This window comes from Vibrio sp. 10N.237.312.B06, from assembly GCF_041464685.1.
GTDB classification, from domain to species: Bacteria; Pseudomonadota; Gammaproteobacteria; order Enterobacterales; family Vibrionaceae; genus Vibrio; species Vibrio tasmaniensis_A.
On the sequence record NZ_JBFSPI010000002.1, the window covers coordinates 1 to 16,074 of the forward strand.

Genomic DNA, 16,074 nt, shown 5'->3' on the forward strand with positions numbered 1-16,074 from the left:
TCGAATCCTCCAGGGCGCACCACTATTTAGGGTTTTCATTAATCCTGATGTTGAATGTTTAGTTTTAACTTCATGCTCAATATCGAAACCGTTGCGCCCTTAGCTCAGCTGGATAGAGTACCTGGCTACGAACCAGGCGGTCGGAGGTTCGAATCCTCCAGGGCGCACCACATTATTAGAGAAAGCCTCGTTTTTACGAGGCTTTTTTTATGTTCGCTATAAATTTGTTGCAACAATGTTAAATTTGTGATGTTTTTAACTTGTTGTATTTAAAGTAATTCTTGATTGCTTCTTTGTTATTCTACCTTTCTCATATCAATTCTCAGAAAAGCCCCGTTTAAGTCACAGTTTAAATATCTAAAAATGACTCATTTGACAGATTTATGTGATCTGATAGGCGAATAATTAACCTTATGTGTGCGTTATCCGTAACAGAACCTTAAACAAAATTGACAAACTTTTACCAATCGAGATAATCCATGGGTCGGGATCACTATTCGCTGAAATCCTGTACGTATGTCAGGATGACGAAGAAAGGAAGCAACATGACTAATATTGGAAGCCTGCTAGGAGATGCGGCGACTCTAATGATAACGGGGATGTCCGTTGTCTTTATTTTCTTAACTATTCTAGTTTACCTCGTTCGGTTGATGTCAAAACTGGTACCAGAAGAAGTACCGGAGCCGATCGCTGCACCTAAAAAAATTCAAAAATCACAATCAAACCCTTCAGCTGTTAGTCCACAGGTAGTGGCAGCAATTTCGGCCGCGGTTCATCAATACCGTGCGTCTACTGCTAAGTAGCATTTAAAGGATTAAAAAGGAGTTTATGAGCATGTCTAAACCACTAGCTATCACAGATGTGGTACTTCGTGACGCGCACCAGTCACTATTTGCTACTCGTATGCGTATCGAAGATATGCTGCCAATTGCGGCAGAACTGGATAAAGTCGGTTACTGGTCACTTGAGACTTGGGGCGGCGCAACGTTTGATTCGTGCATCCGTTTTCTTGGAGAAGATCCGTGGGAACGTTTACGAGAGCTGAAAAAAGCGATGCCCAACACACCAATGCAGATGCTACTGCGTGGTCAAAATTTATTGGGTTACCGTCACTACGCGGATGATGTAGTAGAAAAGTTTGTTGAACGTGCCCATAGTAACGGCATGGACGTATTCCGTATTTTTGATGCGATGAATGACGTACGTAACTTTGAAACCGCAGTGAAAGCAACGATTGATGTTGGCGGCCACGCTCAAGGTACGTTGTCTTACACAACCAGTCCGGTTCACAACTCAGATACGTGGGTTGATTTGGCTAAGCGCCTAGAGGATCTAGGTTGTCATTCACTATGCATCAAAGATATGTCAGGTTTATTAAAGCCTTATGAAGCGGAAGAGCTAATCACTCGCATCAAAGCGTCTTGTGATGTGCCTCTAGCGCTGCATAGCCACGCGACAACGGGTCTATCAACCGCTACAGCCGTTAAAGCTGTTGAAGCGGGTATTGATATTCTAGACACTGCAATCTCTTCTATGAGCTGTACTTACGGCCATACACCAACCGAAACGGTTGTTGCTATGCTAGAAGGCACAGAGCGCGACACGAATCTCAAACTAGACCAAATCGAACCAATCGCGGCTTACTTCCGTGATGTACGTAAAAAGTATGCGAAATGGGAAGGCCAGCTAAAAGGTGTCGATTCTCGAATCTTGATCGCTCAAGTTCCTGGCGGCATGTTAACCAACATGGAAGGCCAGCTTAAAGAGCAAGGCGCTGCCGATCGCATGGATGAAGTTCTAGAAGAGATCCCACGCGTACGTAAAGAGTTGGGTTACATTCCTTTGGTAACACCTACTTCTCAGATTGTCGGTACTCAAGCGGTTATCAACGTTCTAACGGGTGAGCGCTACAAGAGCATCACTAAAGAGACTGCGGGTCTACTGAAAGGCGAATACGGTCAAGCTCCTGCTGAGGTTGATGCTGAACTGCAAGCGAAAGTGTTAGATGGTGCTGAGCCAATCACGTGTCGTCCTGCTGATTTACTTAAGTCTGAAATGGATACGTTAACGACTGACCTTTTAGAAAAAGCGAAATCAGATGGTATTTCACTCGCTGAAGATACCGTTGATGATGTACTGACGTACGCACTATTCCCACAAGTGGGTCTTAAGTTCCTTAAAAACCGTCACAACCCTGAAGCGTTTGAACCTGTACCAACGGCTGAAGCTGCAACTCCTGTTACGGCTGCACCACAACCTGCTGCTGGCGGCATTGAGAGCTACAGCGTGAAGGTTGATGGTCAAGTTTATGATGTTGAAGTTGGCCCTCAAGGTGAACTGACATCGGTATCTCCATCAGCGAAACCAGCACAAGCGGCTCAAGCAGCACCTGCTGCGGCTTCTGATGCAGAAGCGGTTCCAGCTCCATTAGCCGGCAACATCTTTAAAGTCATCGTTCAGGCGGGTGCTGAAGTGGCCGAAGGTGATGTTCTGCTGATCCTAGAAGCGATGAAAATGGAAACGGAAGTACGAGCTGCTCGCAGTGGTATCGTTCAAGAATTGAATGTTAAAGAAGGCGATGCAGTTACTGTAGGCGCTCCACTACTAAGCTTAGCGTAAGGGAGTACCATGGAAGGATTGATGACCTTATGGTCTGAAACAGGGATTGCTAACTTTGAGTTCGGCCAGATCTGTATGATGTTGGTTGGTTGCTCACTGTTGTTTTTGGCAATTCGCAAAGGGTTTGAACCTTTACTGCTGTTACCTATTGGTTTTGGTGCTGTATTAGCCAATATTCCAAATGCTGGATTCACGGATCCCGGCGGTTTGCTTTACTACGTTTACTACATTGGTATTGAAACTGGCATTTTCCCACTGCTGATCTTTATGGGTGTTGGAGCGATGACGGACTTTGGTGCGTTGATTGCTAACCCTAAAACACTGTGGCTCGGGGCTGCTGCTCAGTTTGGTATATTCGCAACGCTATTTGGCGCGATCTTGCTGAACTATGTACCAGGAATGGAGTTCTCAATGGCAGATGCTTCGTCAATTGCGATCATTGGTGGTGCCGATGGCCCAACCGCGATCTTTTTGGCGAGTAAGTTATCTCCTGATCTATTAGGTGCGATTGCGGTAGCGGCGTATAGCTACATGGCTTTAGTTCCTATTATTCAGCCACCAATCATGAAAGCGTTAACGTCTCCTGAAGAGCGCCAAATTAAGATGGCTCAACTTCGTCATGTAAGCAAAGCTGAGAAGATCCTTTTCCCGCTAGCTGTACTGCTGATGACGATTTTGTTCCTACCTTCAGCAACCCCTCTAGTAGGTATGTTCTGTTTGGGTAACTTAATGCGCGAAGCGGGTGTGGTTGATCGTCTTTCAAAAACAGCCCAAAACGAACTGATTAACGTTGTGACTATTTTCCTTGGCCTAGGTGTTGGCTCTAAGCTTCAAGCAGACACGTTCTTGAACTTAGAGACGTTAGGTATCCTTGGGTTAGGTGCGGTGGCGTTTAGTATTGGTACGGCTGGTGGTGTATTGATGGCGAAGCTGCTGAACCGCTTCTCGAAAGAAGACATTAACCCACTGATTGGCGCCGCTGGTGTATCAGCGGTTCCGATGGCGGCTCGTGTTGTGAATAAGGTTGGACTTGAGGCAAACCCTCAGAACTTCCTGTTGATGCATGCGATGGGTCCGAACGTAGCGGGTGTACTTGGTAGTGCCGTTGCTGCGGGTATTCTATTAGCTCTCGTAGGTTAATGAGTTACTTGGCTATGCTGCTAGTTACGTTAATTGGTCGTCAATTTACGCATGAGCGGTTAACTTCGCCTTATTAAATGGTTTATAGTCAAAGGGATGCTTTCGCATCCCTTTCTTTTTATTAATTAGGGTGCTTACTCATCAGGGCTTCTATCAATCAAGGAAATGTGGAAATGGAAAATAAACAGATTGCGATTACTCAATTCGGCGGCGTCGAAAACCTCAGTATTCAAACCAGTACTATTCCTGAGCCTAAGGCCGGAGAAGTGGTGGTTAAAGTTTCCTTTTCAGGCGTTAATCCGATTGATGTGAAAACCCGTGCTGGCCTTGGTTGGGCGGCAGCACAAAACAAAGACAACCTTCCTTGGGTTCCTGGTTACGATATTTCAGGGCAAATTGTCACGCTAGGCGAACAGGCAGAGCGTTTTACTGTTGGTGATAACGTAGCCGGCTTTATTGGTTTTCCACTGCAAGGTGGCGGTTATAGCCAGTATGTGTGTGTTCCAGAGGTCGCATTAAGTATGGTCCCAGACTCGGTTGCGTTAGAAGCGGCTGCAGCTTTACCACTCGCTAGCCAAACCGCAGCACAAGCGCTTAACAAAGCGGAAGTGAAAGAGGGCGATCGCGTACTCATCTTAGCGGGTGCTGGCGGCGTTGGTCATCTTGCGGTTCAAATCGCAGTGGCTGCAAAAGCTGAGGTCTACACGACCTGCAGCGAGGCCAACCTTGATTACCTTGCTACGTTAGGCGCTCATGCGATTAACTATAAATTTGCGCCAGCATCGGAAAGAATCTCTGATGTTGATGTACTGATTGATTTAGTGGGGGGTGATACCGCGCTTGATGCGTTGAAGTGTTTGAAAGATGGTGCGAGAGTGGTAACGGTGCCTACGCTGTCTGCTGAATTAATTTGCGAGAAAGCGACATTATTGGGTTTCACTGCTTCAGGTATGCTCGTTGAGCCAAATCCAGAGCAAATGGACACTATGCTTTACATGGTTAGCGTAGGATTGCTCAAAACAGAAATTCAAACTATCTACCCGTTAGATGAAGCACAGTCGGCGCATCTACAAGTAGAAACCGGACACACCAGAGGCAAGGTACTACTTAAAATGCAAGAAGGTTAATATGCAGTGCTAGAGTTCTTTAATTCTCTTTTTGAAAACATAGCGTTGTGGTTTTCTGACTCGGCGCTGTGGGTGCTCTTCATTAGTGGCTTCTTGAGTGCCACATTGTTACCAGGGGGCTCAGAAGCAAGCCTTGTGGCAGCATTGAGCTTAGAACAGTTCTCAACATCATCAATCATTCTTCTGGCGACACTCGGTAATACTTTAGGCGGGCTGACCAACTATTGGATTGGTTTGTGGCTGCCTAATCGAACTCAATCTGAAAAGCATGGTCATAAGGCTATGGCTTGGCTGAGCCGCTATGGCTATTGGACACTGTTATTCAGTTGGTTGCCGATCATTGGTGACCCTTTGTGTTTAGCCGCGGGTTGGTTAAGAATGAAATTTATCCCTAGCGTTATTTTGATAGCGATTGGCAAAGCCGCTCGCTACAGCTTACTTGCTGCTATCTACTTCGGTTTTTTCTAAGGAGAACCTATGAAAAAGGTTTTACTTGGTACATTTTCTCTTATCGCCATTGCAGGCTGTTCTTACAATGTACCTAGCTCAACACCCTTCTTTTCCTCGTTACCTGAAGGTGTCACTCTGTTAGAAGAGGTTAAGCCTTCTAAAGATAAAGTTGTGATCCCTTACACCAAATATCAGCTTGAAAACGGCCTGACAGTTATTCTTTCCCCTGATGATTCTGATCCTCTTGTACATGTGGATGTGACCTATCATGTCGGCTCAGCTCGTGAAGAAATAGGCAAATCGGGCTTTGCTCATTTCTTCGAACACATGATGTTCCAAGGCTCTGAGAACGTCGGTGACCAGCAGCACTTTAAGATCATTACCGAGGCGGGTGGCTCGTTAAACGGCACGACTAACCGTGATCGTACTAACTACTTTGAAACCGTTCCATCTAACCAACTTGAGAAAATGTTGTGGTTAGAATCAGACCGAATGGGTTTTTTATTGGATGCGGTTTCTCAGAAGAAATTCGAAGTTCAAAGAGGCACGGTTAAAAACGAACGTGCTCAAAGTTATGAAAACCGTCCTTATGGCTTGATGTGGGAACGCATGGGTGAAGCGCTTTACCCTGAAGGTCACCCTTACTCATGGCAACCAATCGGTTATGTGGAAGATCTAGACCGTGTTGATGTGAATGACCTTAAGGCGTTCTTCCTACGTTGGTACGGCCCAAATAATGCGGTACTGACTATCGGTGGTGATATCGACGTTGATGACACGCTAGAGTGGGTTAATCAGTACTTTGGACCAATCCCTCAAGGTTCGGAAGTTAAGGCTGCTGAGAAGCAACCAGCTGTTCTAACAGAAGATAAGTACATCACGTTAGAAGACAACGTTCGTCAGCCGATGGTGCTTGTTGGTTGGCCAACAACCTACCGGGGTGAAGATACGCAAGCTTCACTGAATGCGCTGTCTAACGTGTTAGGTTCAGGGACCAACAGTTATCTGTACCAAAACCTCGTAAAAACGCAAAAAGCGGTGAGTGCTGGCTCTTTCCACGATTGTGCTGAGCTCGCTTGTACTATGTATGTCTATGCGATGGGTGACTCAGGTGAAAAAGGGGATTTGACGGTTCTAAATAAAGAACTGCTGGAAACCCTAGAACAATTTTCGAAAGGCGGTGTGGAACAAGATCGTCTAGATCAAATTACCGGCATGGCTGAAGCGAATGCGGTGTTTGCACTGCAAAGTGTTAGAGGCAAGGTTTCACAGCTCGCGTCAAATCAAACCTTCTATGGCCAGCCTGATCGTATTGAATCACAACTCGATCAAATCCGAGCTGTTACCCCTGAAAGCGTAAGCAAGGCGTATCAAGATTTTATCGAAGGTAAGCACAAGGTTACCTTGAGTGTGGTTCCTAAGAAAAAACTCGACTTAGCGGTTCGCGAGGCTACATTTAGCACTCCTGCTCGTACCCTTCCTGAATACAGCAAAGTGACAGAAGAACAATTGGATTTCAGAAAGGCACCGAACACATTTGATCGCAGCGTGATGCCTGAAGTGAACTTTGGTGTTGAAGCGACCATGCCTGAGCTGTATCGCATGCATTTTGCTAATGGTACTGACTTGATTGGTACTGTGACTAGCGAAACGCCGACAGTGCAGCTACAAATTCAACTCCCTGCGGGTGAGCGCTATGTTGGTAAAGGTCAAGAGGGTTTGGCGAACCTAACTGCATCGATGATGGAAGAAGGTTCGACTAAACGAACGGTTGAAGAGTTGCAGGCGACCTTAGATAAGCTGGGTAGTAGCGTTAGCATTAGTGCTGGCAGCTATACCACTGATATTTCAGTCTCGACGTTAGAGAAAAACCTGCCTCAAACCTTAGCGATCGTGCAAGAAGTTCTATTTGAGCCTAAGTTTGATGTTCAAGATTTCGAACGCGTTAAGAGTCAGATGTTAGAAGGCGTAATCTACCAGCATCAACAACCGAGCTGGATGGCTTCTCAAGCAACCCGAGAAGTGTTGTTCGGTAGCAGTATTTTTGGTCGAGCGAGTGATGGCACCAAGGACTCTCTAGAATCGTTAACTCTAGACGATGTAAAACTGTTTTACAGTCAGCACTATACTCCTGAGGGAGCTAATATTGTTATTGTAGGGGACATCTCGAAGGAGGAGGTTGGAAAGCAGCTTCAGTTCTTTGAAGAATGGCAAGGTGACGCTGCACCACTCACTCGTCCACAGATCATCAAGGAGCTTTCGGGGCAGAACTTGTACTTAGTGGATAAGCCGGGAGCACCACAAAGTATTGTACGCTTAGTTCGTAAAGGGTTACCGTTTGATGCGACCGGTGAATTGTATTTAAGTCAATTGGCTAACTTTAATTTAGCCGGTAACTTCAATAGCCGTATCAACCAGAACCTGCGTGAAGACAAGGCTTACACTTACGGTGCAAGCGGTTACTTTGCGAGTACGCGTGAAACTGGTGCGGTAGTGTTTAGTGCTCAAGTTAGAGCCAATGCGACGGTTCCATCGATTCAAGAGTTTATTGCTGAGCTAAATGAATTTAGTCAGAGTGGATTAACTGACGAAGAGGTGAAATTTATGCGCCTTGCCGTCGGTCAACAAGATGCGCTTAAATACGAAACACCAAGTCAAAAGGCTGGATTGTTGAGTAATATTGTTACGCTGAGCCTTGATGAAGACTACCTACAGCAGCGCAACCAGATAGTAGAAACGGTTTCAAAAGAGACTTTAAATGAGCTCTCGAAGAAATGGTTTGACCCGAATGATTATCAAATAATTGTTGTTGGTGACGCGACTTCGCTGCGCCCTCAATTAGAAAAGTTAGATATTCCAATAGAAGAGCTTGAAATCATTCGTTAGAGTACACATTAAAGGGGGAGGGAAGAGATTCTACTTTTCTCCTCCAACCTAATTTATGATAGTTCTAATAAGAACAATATAAGATAAGTGAACAGAATTTTGACTGATTTTGCTGCGCGACTAAAGCAAGTTGCAACCAACCCTAAGACCTTCTCTCAATTTGGTCGTGGTGTTGAAAGGGAAACATTGCGCTACACGGAAGATGGGCATCTTGCTACTGGGCCGCACCCTAAGGCTTTAGGATCTGCGTTGATGAACGAATGGGTAACGACCGATTTCTCTGAGTCGCTACTGGAGTTTATCACGCCTGTTTCTAACGACGTTCCGACGCTTTTGAATCAGTTGTCTGATATCCATCACTTCACTCAAACCAAGTTAGACGGCGAAAAGCTGTGGCCACTCTCTATGCCTTGTTATGTGGGGAGTGAAGATTACATTCAGCTTGCGCAATACGGTACTTCTAACAACGGTAAGATGAAGACGCTATATCGTGAAGGCCTAAAGCGTCGCTACGGTAGTCTGATGCAGATTATTTCGGGTGTTCACTTCAACTTCTCTTTCCCAGAAAGCTTTTGGGACAGTCTGTTTGGAGAGCAAACCGAAGAAGCGCGTTGCGAAGCTAAATCAGATGCGTACTTCGGTTTGATTCGTAATTACTACCGCTTTGGTTGGTTAATCCCATACTTCTTCGGTGCTTCACCTGCGCTATGTTCTTCTTTTGTTAAAGGAAGAGAAACCAACCTACCTTTTGAAAAGGTTGGAGAAACACTGTATTTACCAAAAGCAACGGCATTGCGCTTGAGTGACCTTGGTTACACCAACAGTGCACAAAGTGTATTGAAGATTGGCTTCAACAGCCTAGACCAATACCTTGAAGGTTTGAACCAAGCGATTCGTACGCCATCGGAAGAGTTTGCTGAGATTGGCACTAAGGTTGATGGGGAATACCGTCAGCTAAATAGCAACGTACTGCAAATTGAGAATGAGCTTTATGCTCCAATCCGTCCTAAGCGTGTGGCGAAAAGTGGCGAGAAACCATCTAAAGCACTGGCTCGTGCTGGCGTTGAGTACATCGAGGTTCGCTCTTTAGACGTAAACCCATTCAGTTCAATTGGCATCAATGAACAGCAAGTTCGCTTCTTAGATTTATTCCTAACGTGGAGCGTGTTATCAGACTCTGCTGAAATGGATAACTGCGAGCTTGAATGCTGGCGCGATAACTGGAATAAGGTGATCTTAGAAGGTCGTCAGGTTGGTTTAGAGCTCAAGATTGGTTGTGATGGCGAAAGACTGTCCCTGCAAGACTGGGCTAAAAATGTATTCAAAGATCTTCGAGTTATCGCTGAGTTGATGGATGCTGAGCAAGGTGGTCGTGCATACCAAGAAACGTGCGATACGCTTGAAGCCTGGATTGATAACCCAGAGTTGACCATTTCTGGCCAGTTATTAGAAGAGACCAAGAAATTGGGTGGTTTGGGTAAAGTGGGTTGTGCGTTAGGAAAAACGTATGCTCAGCAACACAAGGCACACCAATATAAAGTTTATTCTGCTGAGTTAATGGAAGCGGAAGTTCAACGCTCTGTCATTGCTCAACAGCAAAGTGAAGAAGCGAGCACTCAAGATTTTGATAGTTTCTTAACGGACTATTTTTCATATTTAAAAGCATAGCGAGACTTTGGTGGAAAGGAAGCAAACCTTATTAGGTCAGTCTACTCATGTGGGTGGAAAATGGTTACCTGTCGTGACTGTTGGTATTGTCTCTAGCCTATTGGTTGGATGTGCGACGCCTCCTCCTAAGCAGCAAAATAATATATGCAGCATCTTCAGAGAGCACCCTTCTTGGTATGAAGATGCGGTCGATATGCAAGATGAGTGGGGCATACCGATTAACGTCGCGATGGCTTTTGTTAAACAAGAGAGCAGCTTTCGACATGATGCGCGTCCACCAAAAGATTATATTCTTGGCTTTATACCGTGGGGAAGAGTCAGTAGTGCCTACGGCTATGCACAAGCTCAAGACCCTGCTTGGGAAGACTTTCAAAAAGCGACCAATAATGGTGGTTCGAGAACCAATTTTGATGATGCATTGATGTTCATTGGTTGGTACACCAGCGAGACGCGCCGTCAGTTAGGGATCTCATTATGGGACCCGTATAACCAATATCTGGCTTATCATGAAGGCCGTGGTGGCTATAAACGCAAATCATACAACAGCAAACCATCGTTGATTAAGGTGGCTCGCAAAGTCGAACAGCAAGCAAAAGATTATGGATGGCAACTTAAACAGTGCCGAAAAGAACTAGAAGACAATCGAAGTTGGTTTTTTTAAAGCCAATCGTCATGGAGAATAGCAATGCCTTTATTAGATAGTTTTACTGTTGATCACACGCGCATGAACGCACCTGCAGTTCGTGTTGCTAAAACAATGCAAACCCCAAAAGGGGATACCATTACGGTATTTGACCTGCGTTTTACTGCGCCAAACAAAGATATCCTATCTGAGAGAGGTATTCATACTCTCGAGCACCTATACGCTGGGTTCATGCGTGCTCACCTCAATGGCTCTACGGTTGAGATCATTGATATTTCGCCTATGGGTTGTCGTACCGGTTTCTATATGAGCTTGATTGGTACGCCTTCAGAGCAGCAAGTGGCTGAAGCTTGGTTAGCGGCTATGCAAGACGTACTGAAAGTTGAGAACCAGAATAAGATCCCTGAGTTGAACGAATACCAGTGTGGTACTGCGGCAATGCATTCCTTAGATGAAGCTAAAGAGATTGCGAATGCAATCATCGCTACCGGTATTTCAGTAAACAAAAATGATGAACTGGCATTGCCAGAGTCGATGCTTCAAGAGCTTAAAATCGACTAATCACTTTTCTTTACTTTAGATGCGCTTCACTCTAGATACATTTCAATCTAGAGGCAGAGCGAGTTAGATACTAAAAGGCCCGGTTCAATGAACCGGGCCTTTTGTTGTAGAGGGACTTAGTTGGTAACTCTCATATAATGAGTCGCCTCTATCCGTTTACGATCTGCGGAAACACACGCACCAGCTTGATGCGATTCTCTTCGAGCTCAACAATTTCCATTGGATGGCTGGCAACCTGAACACTCAGGTGACTCTCTGGAATATCTTCAAGATGCTCCAGTATCAAACCATTAAGTGTTCTTGGTCCATCGGTAGGTAGTGCCCACTGCAAACCTTTATTTATATCTCGGATATTAGCGCTGCCTTCAATCAAGAAGCTACCATCGCTTTGCGGTGTGATCTCTTCAGATAAACTTGGTGCGATTGAAGTCGTAAATTCGCCCACGATCTCTTCGAGAATATCTTCGAGGGTAACCAAACCGTTAATATCGCCATACTCATCAACAATCAAACCGATACGTTGTTTGTTGCGTTGGAATTTAAGCAGTTGGGTATTAAGCGGTGTCGCTTCCGGAATAAAGTAGATCTCATCTGCAGCACGCAGCAGGGTCTCTTTATTGAATTCGTTCTTTTCGAGCATCAAGCGATAAGCTTCACGTAGCCTCAGCATGCCAACCACTTCATCTATCTGATCACGGTACAACACGATGCGACCATGAGGTGAATGAGTGAGCTGACGCACGATCGATTTCCAATCATCATTGATGTCGATGCCAGTGATCTCGTTACGTGGCACCATTATGTCATTTACGGTGACGTGTTCTAAATCGAGAATAGACACCAACATATCTTGGTGGCGCTGTGGTATTAGGCTACCCGCTTCATTTACTACGGTTCTGAGTTCTTCTGAGCTTAGATGATCGGTTGCATCATGGTTAGCTTTAACGCCTAAGATACGAATGAAGCCATTGGTAATAAAGTTGACCAAGATAACCAATGGAGATAGCACCTTCATCAGTATTATTAATAGAATACTGCTGGCGTAAGAAACTCGTTCAGGGAAAAGAGAAGCGATTGTTTTTGGTGTAACCTCAGCAAACACGAGGATCACTAGGGTCAGGGCTCCGGTTGCGATTGCAACACCGATATCGCCGTAGATACGCATACCAAGAATAGTCGCGATCGCGGATGCAAGGATATTGACGAGATTGTTACCGATGAGAATAAGGCCAATCAATCTGTCTGGGCGACTTAGAAGTTTTTCTACGCGTTTGGCACCTTTATGACCCGTATTGGCCAAGTGCTTTAAACGGTAGCGGTTCAAGGACATCATGCCCGTTTCGGAACCAGAGAAATAACCAGAAATTACAATGAGACACGCGAGTAGCGCAAATAAGATACCCGTTGATATGTCGTCCAAAACTATTCTTTTCCTTTTTGTGTATCTTGATTAATTTATGACCGAACATGGTCGAGATGTCAATTGAATGTATCGTACTCAATATTTTAAAGGCAAGGTGTGTGAGACCTTGCCTTCATTATACAGACTAATTCAGGATTATTTCCTGAACGAAGCGGCTACCGAAGTAAGCTAATGTGAGCATGGTGGCACCCGCAAGGGCAAACCATGTGACTTTTTGCCCACGCCAACCTTTCTGATAGTGACCCCAAAGAAGGATGGAATAGATAACCCAAGCTATAAAAGACAATACTGCTTTATGTGCTTTACCTTGAGCAAACATATCTTGTACGAAGATAAGTCCAGTTAATAAAGTACCTGTTAACAAACCATTACCGATTAAAATGATCTTGAAAAGCTGTCTTTCCACCATCATTAAAGGAGGTAGGTTAGGGTTTATCACTAGCGCTTTTTTCTTTTTAAGTTTGTGATCTAGCCACGCGAGTTGCATAGCGTATAGCGCACCGATGGTAAGTGTCGCGTATGAGAACAGAGCTAAAGATATGTGTAGCAACAGCTTTGGGTCATTCTCTAAGTGTTTGATGAAGGTGCTAGGAAGAAAAGTGGCAGCCATTAGATTTAGAGCAGCGAAGCTATAAACAACAGGTAAGATGAACCACAAACGTGTTTTGAGCATAGCACCGCTCATGACCACAGATATGATTAAACTGATTAAAGAAGCAACGTTTAAGATACTGAGGTTTTGACCACTGGCATTAAAGATTAAATCGCCAAGCAACCAAGCATGGAAAGCTAAAGCAAGTAATGCGCTGATAAACACCGTTTTTACACGGATTCCTGTTTGGTGCACGAGACCTGGAATGATCGTGAAAATCGCCATTGTATAAAGAAAGGCTGCTGCGATCGCAATAAGACTGTCCATGGTATCCATTTAAATGATTACTAATTGGCGAATTATACCTTGCATCGCTCTTTGGGGCTATGGTGAACCTCATTCAATTCCAAGTGAATAATGTCTCACATCACATGCGTGGATGATTAACGCTCCACAACGGGTATGACTCTAATCCGCGCTAATGTATACTCACAGTAATAGTCGCAGTTTTGAGCGAAGAGAAAACTATGTTTGATAATTTAACGGATCGTCTATCCAAAACGCTGAAAAACATCAGCGGTAAAGGTCGCCTGACCGAAGACAATATTAAAGAGACGCTGCGTGAAGTACGTATGGCGCTACTTGAAGCCGACGTTGCACTGCCAGTTGTCCGCGATTTTGTTAAGCGCGTAAAAGAAGGAGCTGTGGGTGTCGAGGTTTCTAAATCTCTAACACCTGGTCAAGAATTCATTAAGATCGTTCAAGCTGAACTTGAAGCTGTGATGGGAGAGTCTAACGAGGCTCTTGACCTAGCAGCACAACCGCCAGCAGTTATCTTAATGGCGGGTCTACAAGGTGCGGGTAAAACCACATCGGTAGGTAAGCTATCTAAGCTCCTGACTGAGCGTGATAAGAAGAAAGTTTTGGTTGTGTCTGCCGACGTTTACCGTCCAGCCGCGATCAAACAGCTTGAAACCTTAGCAAGCGATGTGGGTGTCGACTTCTTCCCATCTTCAGCTGACCAAAAGCCTCTTGATATTGCAAACGCTGCAATCGACCACGCGAAGAAGAAATTCTACGACGTGCTAATTGTCGATACTGCCGGTCGTTTGGCTATCGATGAAGAGATGATGGGCGAAATCAAAGAGCTTCATACTGCCATTAAACCAGTAGAGACGCTGTTCGTTGTTGATGCTATGACAGGTCAAGATGCTGCGAATACTGCAAAAGCCTTTGGCGATACGCTACCACTAACCGGTGTTATCTTAACGAAAGTGGATGGTGACGCGCGTGGTGGTGCTGCACTGTCTGTTCGTCACATCACAGGTAAGCCGATTAAATTCTTAGGTGTTGGTGAAAAGACTGACGCATTAGAACCATTCCACCCAGATCGTGTTGCTTCTCGCATCCTAGGTATGGGCGACGTACTGTCGCTTATTGAAGATCTACAGAAAAACGTTGATACCGAAAAAGCAGAGAAGCTGGCTAAGAAGTTCAAAGAGAAGAAAGGCTTTGACCTTGAAGACTTCCGTGAGCAACTTGGTCAGATGAAAAACATGGGCGGCATGATGGGCATGATGGATAAGCTTCCAGGCATGTCTCAGCTACCAGACAACGTTAAAGATAAAGTTGATGACAAGATGTTCAAGCAAATGGAAGCGATCATCAATTCTATGACAATGAAAGAGCGTCAGCGCCCAGACCTAATCAAAGGCTCACGCAAAAAGCGTATTGCTGCCGGTTCTGGTACGCAAGTACAAGATGTAAACCGTATGCTTAAACAGTTCACTCAAATGCAGAAGATGATGAAGAAAATGCAGAAAGGTGGAATGAAAGGCATGATGCGCAACATGCAAGGCATGATGGGCGGCGGTGGAGGCATGGGCGGAATGGGTGGTGGTTTTAACCCGTTTGGCCGATAATCTACAAATGTAAGCTTTAGCTACGTTACTTTTCATAGTGTTAGCCGTGTCACAGAAAGTGAACGGTGGCTATGTTGGTGAAAAAATAGCTAAAGCCCTTGCATTGCCCCGGAATAAGAGTAAAATTCCGGGGCTTTAATTTGGCACGAGACCCCAAGCTATTTACTTATACTTGGGGTTAATTATTTTATTAAGAAAGCAAAGAGGACGACATGGTAACCATTCGTTTGGCACGTCACGGTGCAAAGAAGCGCCCATTTTATCAAATCGTAGTTGCGGATAGCCGTAACTCTGTAACTGGCCGTTTCATCGAGAAAGTAGGTTTCTTTAACCCTACTGCTCAAGGTCAAGAAGAAGGTCTACGTCTAGACCTAGATCGTGTTAACCACTGGGTTGGTCAAGGCGCATCTCTATCTGACCGCGTAGCTAAGCTAGTTAAAGACGCTCAAAAAGCGGCTTAATTCTTTTTTAAAAAGAGAAATAGCTTATGTCGATGAAGGGTAAAGAAACGATGAGCGAGCAAAACGAAAGAATTGTTATGGGTAAACTTGGGTCTACCTATGGTATTCGTGGCTGGCTTAAAGTGTTCTCCTACACAGACAATGCTGAAAGCATATTTGATTACAGTCCTTGGTATTTAAAGCTAAAGGGCGAGTGGGTTGAGTATAAAGTTGAAAGCTGGAAACGTCATGGTCAAGGCTATGTATGTAAGCTAGCGGGATTAGATGTACGTGAAGACGCGCAACTGATGACCAACTTTGAAATTGCTATTGACCCTGCTTCATTACCTGAATTGTCAGAAGATGAATTCTACTGGCGCGAATTGTTCGGTATGCAAGTTTTTACCACTAAAGGTTACAACCTTGGTGAGGTCACTGACCTATTAGAAACTGGCTCGAACGATGTTCTAGTAATCAAAGCAAATCTTAAAGATGCTTTTGGCCAAAAGGAACGGTTAATCCCGTACCTTGAAGAGCAAGTGATCAAGAAAGTTGATCGCGAAGCTCGCCGGATCGAAGTTGACTGGGATCCTGGATTCTAAC

14 protein-coding genes and 1 tRNA gene are annotated in these 16,074 nt (G+C 44.9%); 13 read left to right on the plus strand and 2 right to left on the minus strand.

The annotated features are described in order from the left end of the window. Nucleotides 1-93 precede the first annotated feature (93 nt). The 10 genes from AB6C75_RS00650 to luxS all read left to right on the plus strand — a co-directional run bounded on the left by AB6C75_RS00650 (nt 94) and on the right by luxS (nt 11,094). Nucleotides 94-170 (plus strand) — tRNA-Arg (locus AB6C75_RS00650). Between the two features lie 375 nt (nt 171-545). Beyond that, nucleotides 546-803 carry an oxaloacetate decarboxylase subunit gamma gene (locus tag AB6C75_RS00655; protein ID WP_004741884.1) on the plus strand — a complete coding sequence of 86 codons (258 nt, stop codon included), beginning with the start codon at nt 546-548 and terminating at the stop codon, nt 801-803. A gap of 31 nt (nt 804-834) precedes the next feature. Beyond that, complete coding sequence (oadA, locus tag AB6C75_RS00660) at nt 835-2,619, plus strand: sodium-extruding oxaloacetate decarboxylase subunit alpha (RefSeq protein ID WP_009847618.1); 1,785 nt, start codon at nt 835-837, stop codon at nt 2,617-2,619. A 9-nt stretch (nt 2,620-2,628) separates the two neighbouring features. Next, nucleotides 2,629-3,759, plus strand: coding sequence for a sodium ion-translocating decarboxylase subunit beta (locus AB6C75_RS00665; RefSeq protein ID WP_009847617.1), 1,131 nt, complete (start codon nt 2,629-2,631; stop codon nt 3,757-3,759). 173 nt (nt 3,760-3,932) lie between these two features. Further along, the gene (locus tag AB6C75_RS00670; RefSeq protein ID WP_372106401.1) at nt 3,933-4,886 is read left to right on the plus strand and encodes an NADP-dependent oxidoreductase; all 954 of its coding nucleotides are present in this window, start codon (nt 3,933-3,935) and stop codon (nt 4,884-4,886) included. 6 nt (nt 4,887-4,892) lie between these two features. Further along, nucleotides 4,893-5,354, plus strand: coding sequence for a YqaA family protein (locus AB6C75_RS00675; RefSeq protein WP_017097357.1), 462 nt, complete (start codon nt 4,893-4,895; stop codon nt 5,352-5,354). A gap of 9 nt (nt 5,355-5,363) precedes the next feature. Then, nucleotides 5,364-8,222 (plus strand): M16 family metallopeptidase, encoded by a 2,859-nt coding sequence (locus AB6C75_RS00680; protein ID WP_372106403.1) that lies wholly within the window; start codon nt 5,364-5,366, stop codon nt 8,220-8,222. Nucleotides 8,223-8,321: 99 nt separating this feature from the next. Continuing rightward, entirely contained in the window at nt 8,322-9,890 is a 1,569-nt protein-coding gene (gene gshA, locus AB6C75_RS00685) for a glutamate--cysteine ligase (protein ID WP_372106404.1), read from the plus strand. 10 nt (nt 9,891-9,900) lie between these two features. Continuing rightward, nucleotides 9,901-10,551 carry a hypothetical protein gene (locus tag AB6C75_RS00690; protein WP_372106406.1) on the plus strand — a complete coding sequence of 217 codons (651 nt, stop codon included), beginning with the start codon at nt 9,901-9,903 and terminating at the stop codon, nt 10,549-10,551. Nucleotides 10,552-10,575: 24 nt separating this feature from the next. Beyond that, nucleotides 10,576-11,094 carry an S-ribosylhomocysteine lyase gene (gene luxS, locus AB6C75_RS00695; protein WP_372106408.1) on the plus strand — a complete coding sequence of 173 codons (519 nt, stop codon included), beginning with the start codon at nt 10,576-10,578 and terminating at the stop codon, nt 11,092-11,094. A 148-nt stretch (nt 11,095-11,242) separates the two neighbouring features. Here luxS and AB6C75_RS00700 read toward each other — a convergent pair whose 3' ends face one another. Continuing rightward, nucleotides 11,243-12,514, minus strand: a complete 1,272-nt coding sequence (locus AB6C75_RS00700; RefSeq protein ID WP_009847611.1) for an HlyC/CorC family transporter — start codon at nt 12,512-12,514, stop codon at nt 11,243-11,245. A 127-nt stretch (nt 12,515-12,641) separates the two neighbouring features. Then, nucleotides 12,642-13,436: an inner membrane protein YpjD gene (locus AB6C75_RS00705; protein ID WP_065678058.1), complete on the minus strand. Its 795-nt coding sequence runs from the start codon at nt 13,434-13,436 to the stop codon at nt 12,642-12,644. 200 nt (nt 13,437-13,636) lie between these two features. Here AB6C75_RS00705 and ffh point away from each other — a divergent pair, with 200 nt between their 5' ends. The 3 genes from ffh to rimM all read left to right on the plus strand — a co-directional run bounded on the left by ffh (nt 13,637) and on the right by rimM (nt 16,073). Further along, nucleotides 13,637-15,031: a signal recognition particle protein gene (gene ffh / locus AB6C75_RS00710; RefSeq protein ID WP_004735506.1), complete on the plus strand. Its 1,395-nt coding sequence runs from the start codon at nt 13,637-13,639 to the stop codon at nt 15,029-15,031. A 212-nt stretch (nt 15,032-15,243) separates the two neighbouring features. Next, complete coding sequence (gene rpsP, locus AB6C75_RS00715; RefSeq protein WP_004735508.1) at nt 15,244-15,492, plus strand: 30S ribosomal protein S16; 249 nt, start codon at nt 15,244-15,246, stop codon at nt 15,490-15,492. Nucleotides 15,493-15,518: 26 nt separating this feature from the next. Continuing rightward, nucleotides 15,519-16,073, plus strand: a complete 555-nt coding sequence (gene rimM / locus AB6C75_RS00720; protein WP_009847609.1) for a ribosome maturation factor RimM — start codon at nt 15,519-15,521, stop codon at nt 16,071-16,073. Nucleotide 16,074: the final 1 nt, after the last annotated feature.

Bases quoted from the DNA above. Each gene is read 5' to 3' on its own strand.
- AB6C75_RS00655 (WP_004741884.1), top strand. From the start codon at position 546: ATGACTAATATTGGAAGCCTGCTAGGAGATGCGGCGACTCTAATGATA.
- oadA (WP_009847618.1), top strand. From the start codon at position 835: ATGTCTAAACCACTAGCTATCACAGATGTGGTACTTCGTGACGCGCAC.
- AB6C75_RS00665 (WP_009847617.1), top strand. From the start codon at position 2,629: ATGGAAGGATTGATGACCTTATGGTCTGAAACAGGGATTGCTAACTTT.
- AB6C75_RS00670 (WP_372106401.1), top strand. From the start codon at position 3,933: ATGGAAAATAAACAGATTGCGATTACTCAATTCGGCGGCGTCGAAAAC.
- AB6C75_RS00680 (WP_372106403.1), top strand. From the start codon at position 5,364: ATGAAAAAGGTTTTACTTGGTACATTTTCTCTTATCGCCATTGCAGGC.
- luxS (WP_372106408.1), top strand. From the start codon at position 10,576: ATGCCTTTATTAGATAGTTTTACTGTTGATCACACGCGCATGAACGCA.
- AB6C75_RS00705 (WP_065678058.1), bottom strand. From the start codon at position 13,436: ATGGACAGTCTTATTGCGATCGCAGCAGCCTTTCTTTATACAATGGCG.
- ffh (WP_004735506.1), top strand. From the start codon at position 13,637: ATGTTTGATAATTTAACGGATCGTCTATCCAAAACGCTGAAAAACATC.
- rpsP (WP_004735508.1), top strand. From the start codon at position 15,244: ATGGTAACCATTCGTTTGGCACGTCACGGTGCAAAGAAGCGCCCATTT.
- rimM (WP_009847609.1), top strand. From the start codon at position 15,519: ATGTCGATGAAGGGTAAAGAAACGATGAGCGAGCAAAACGAAAGAATT.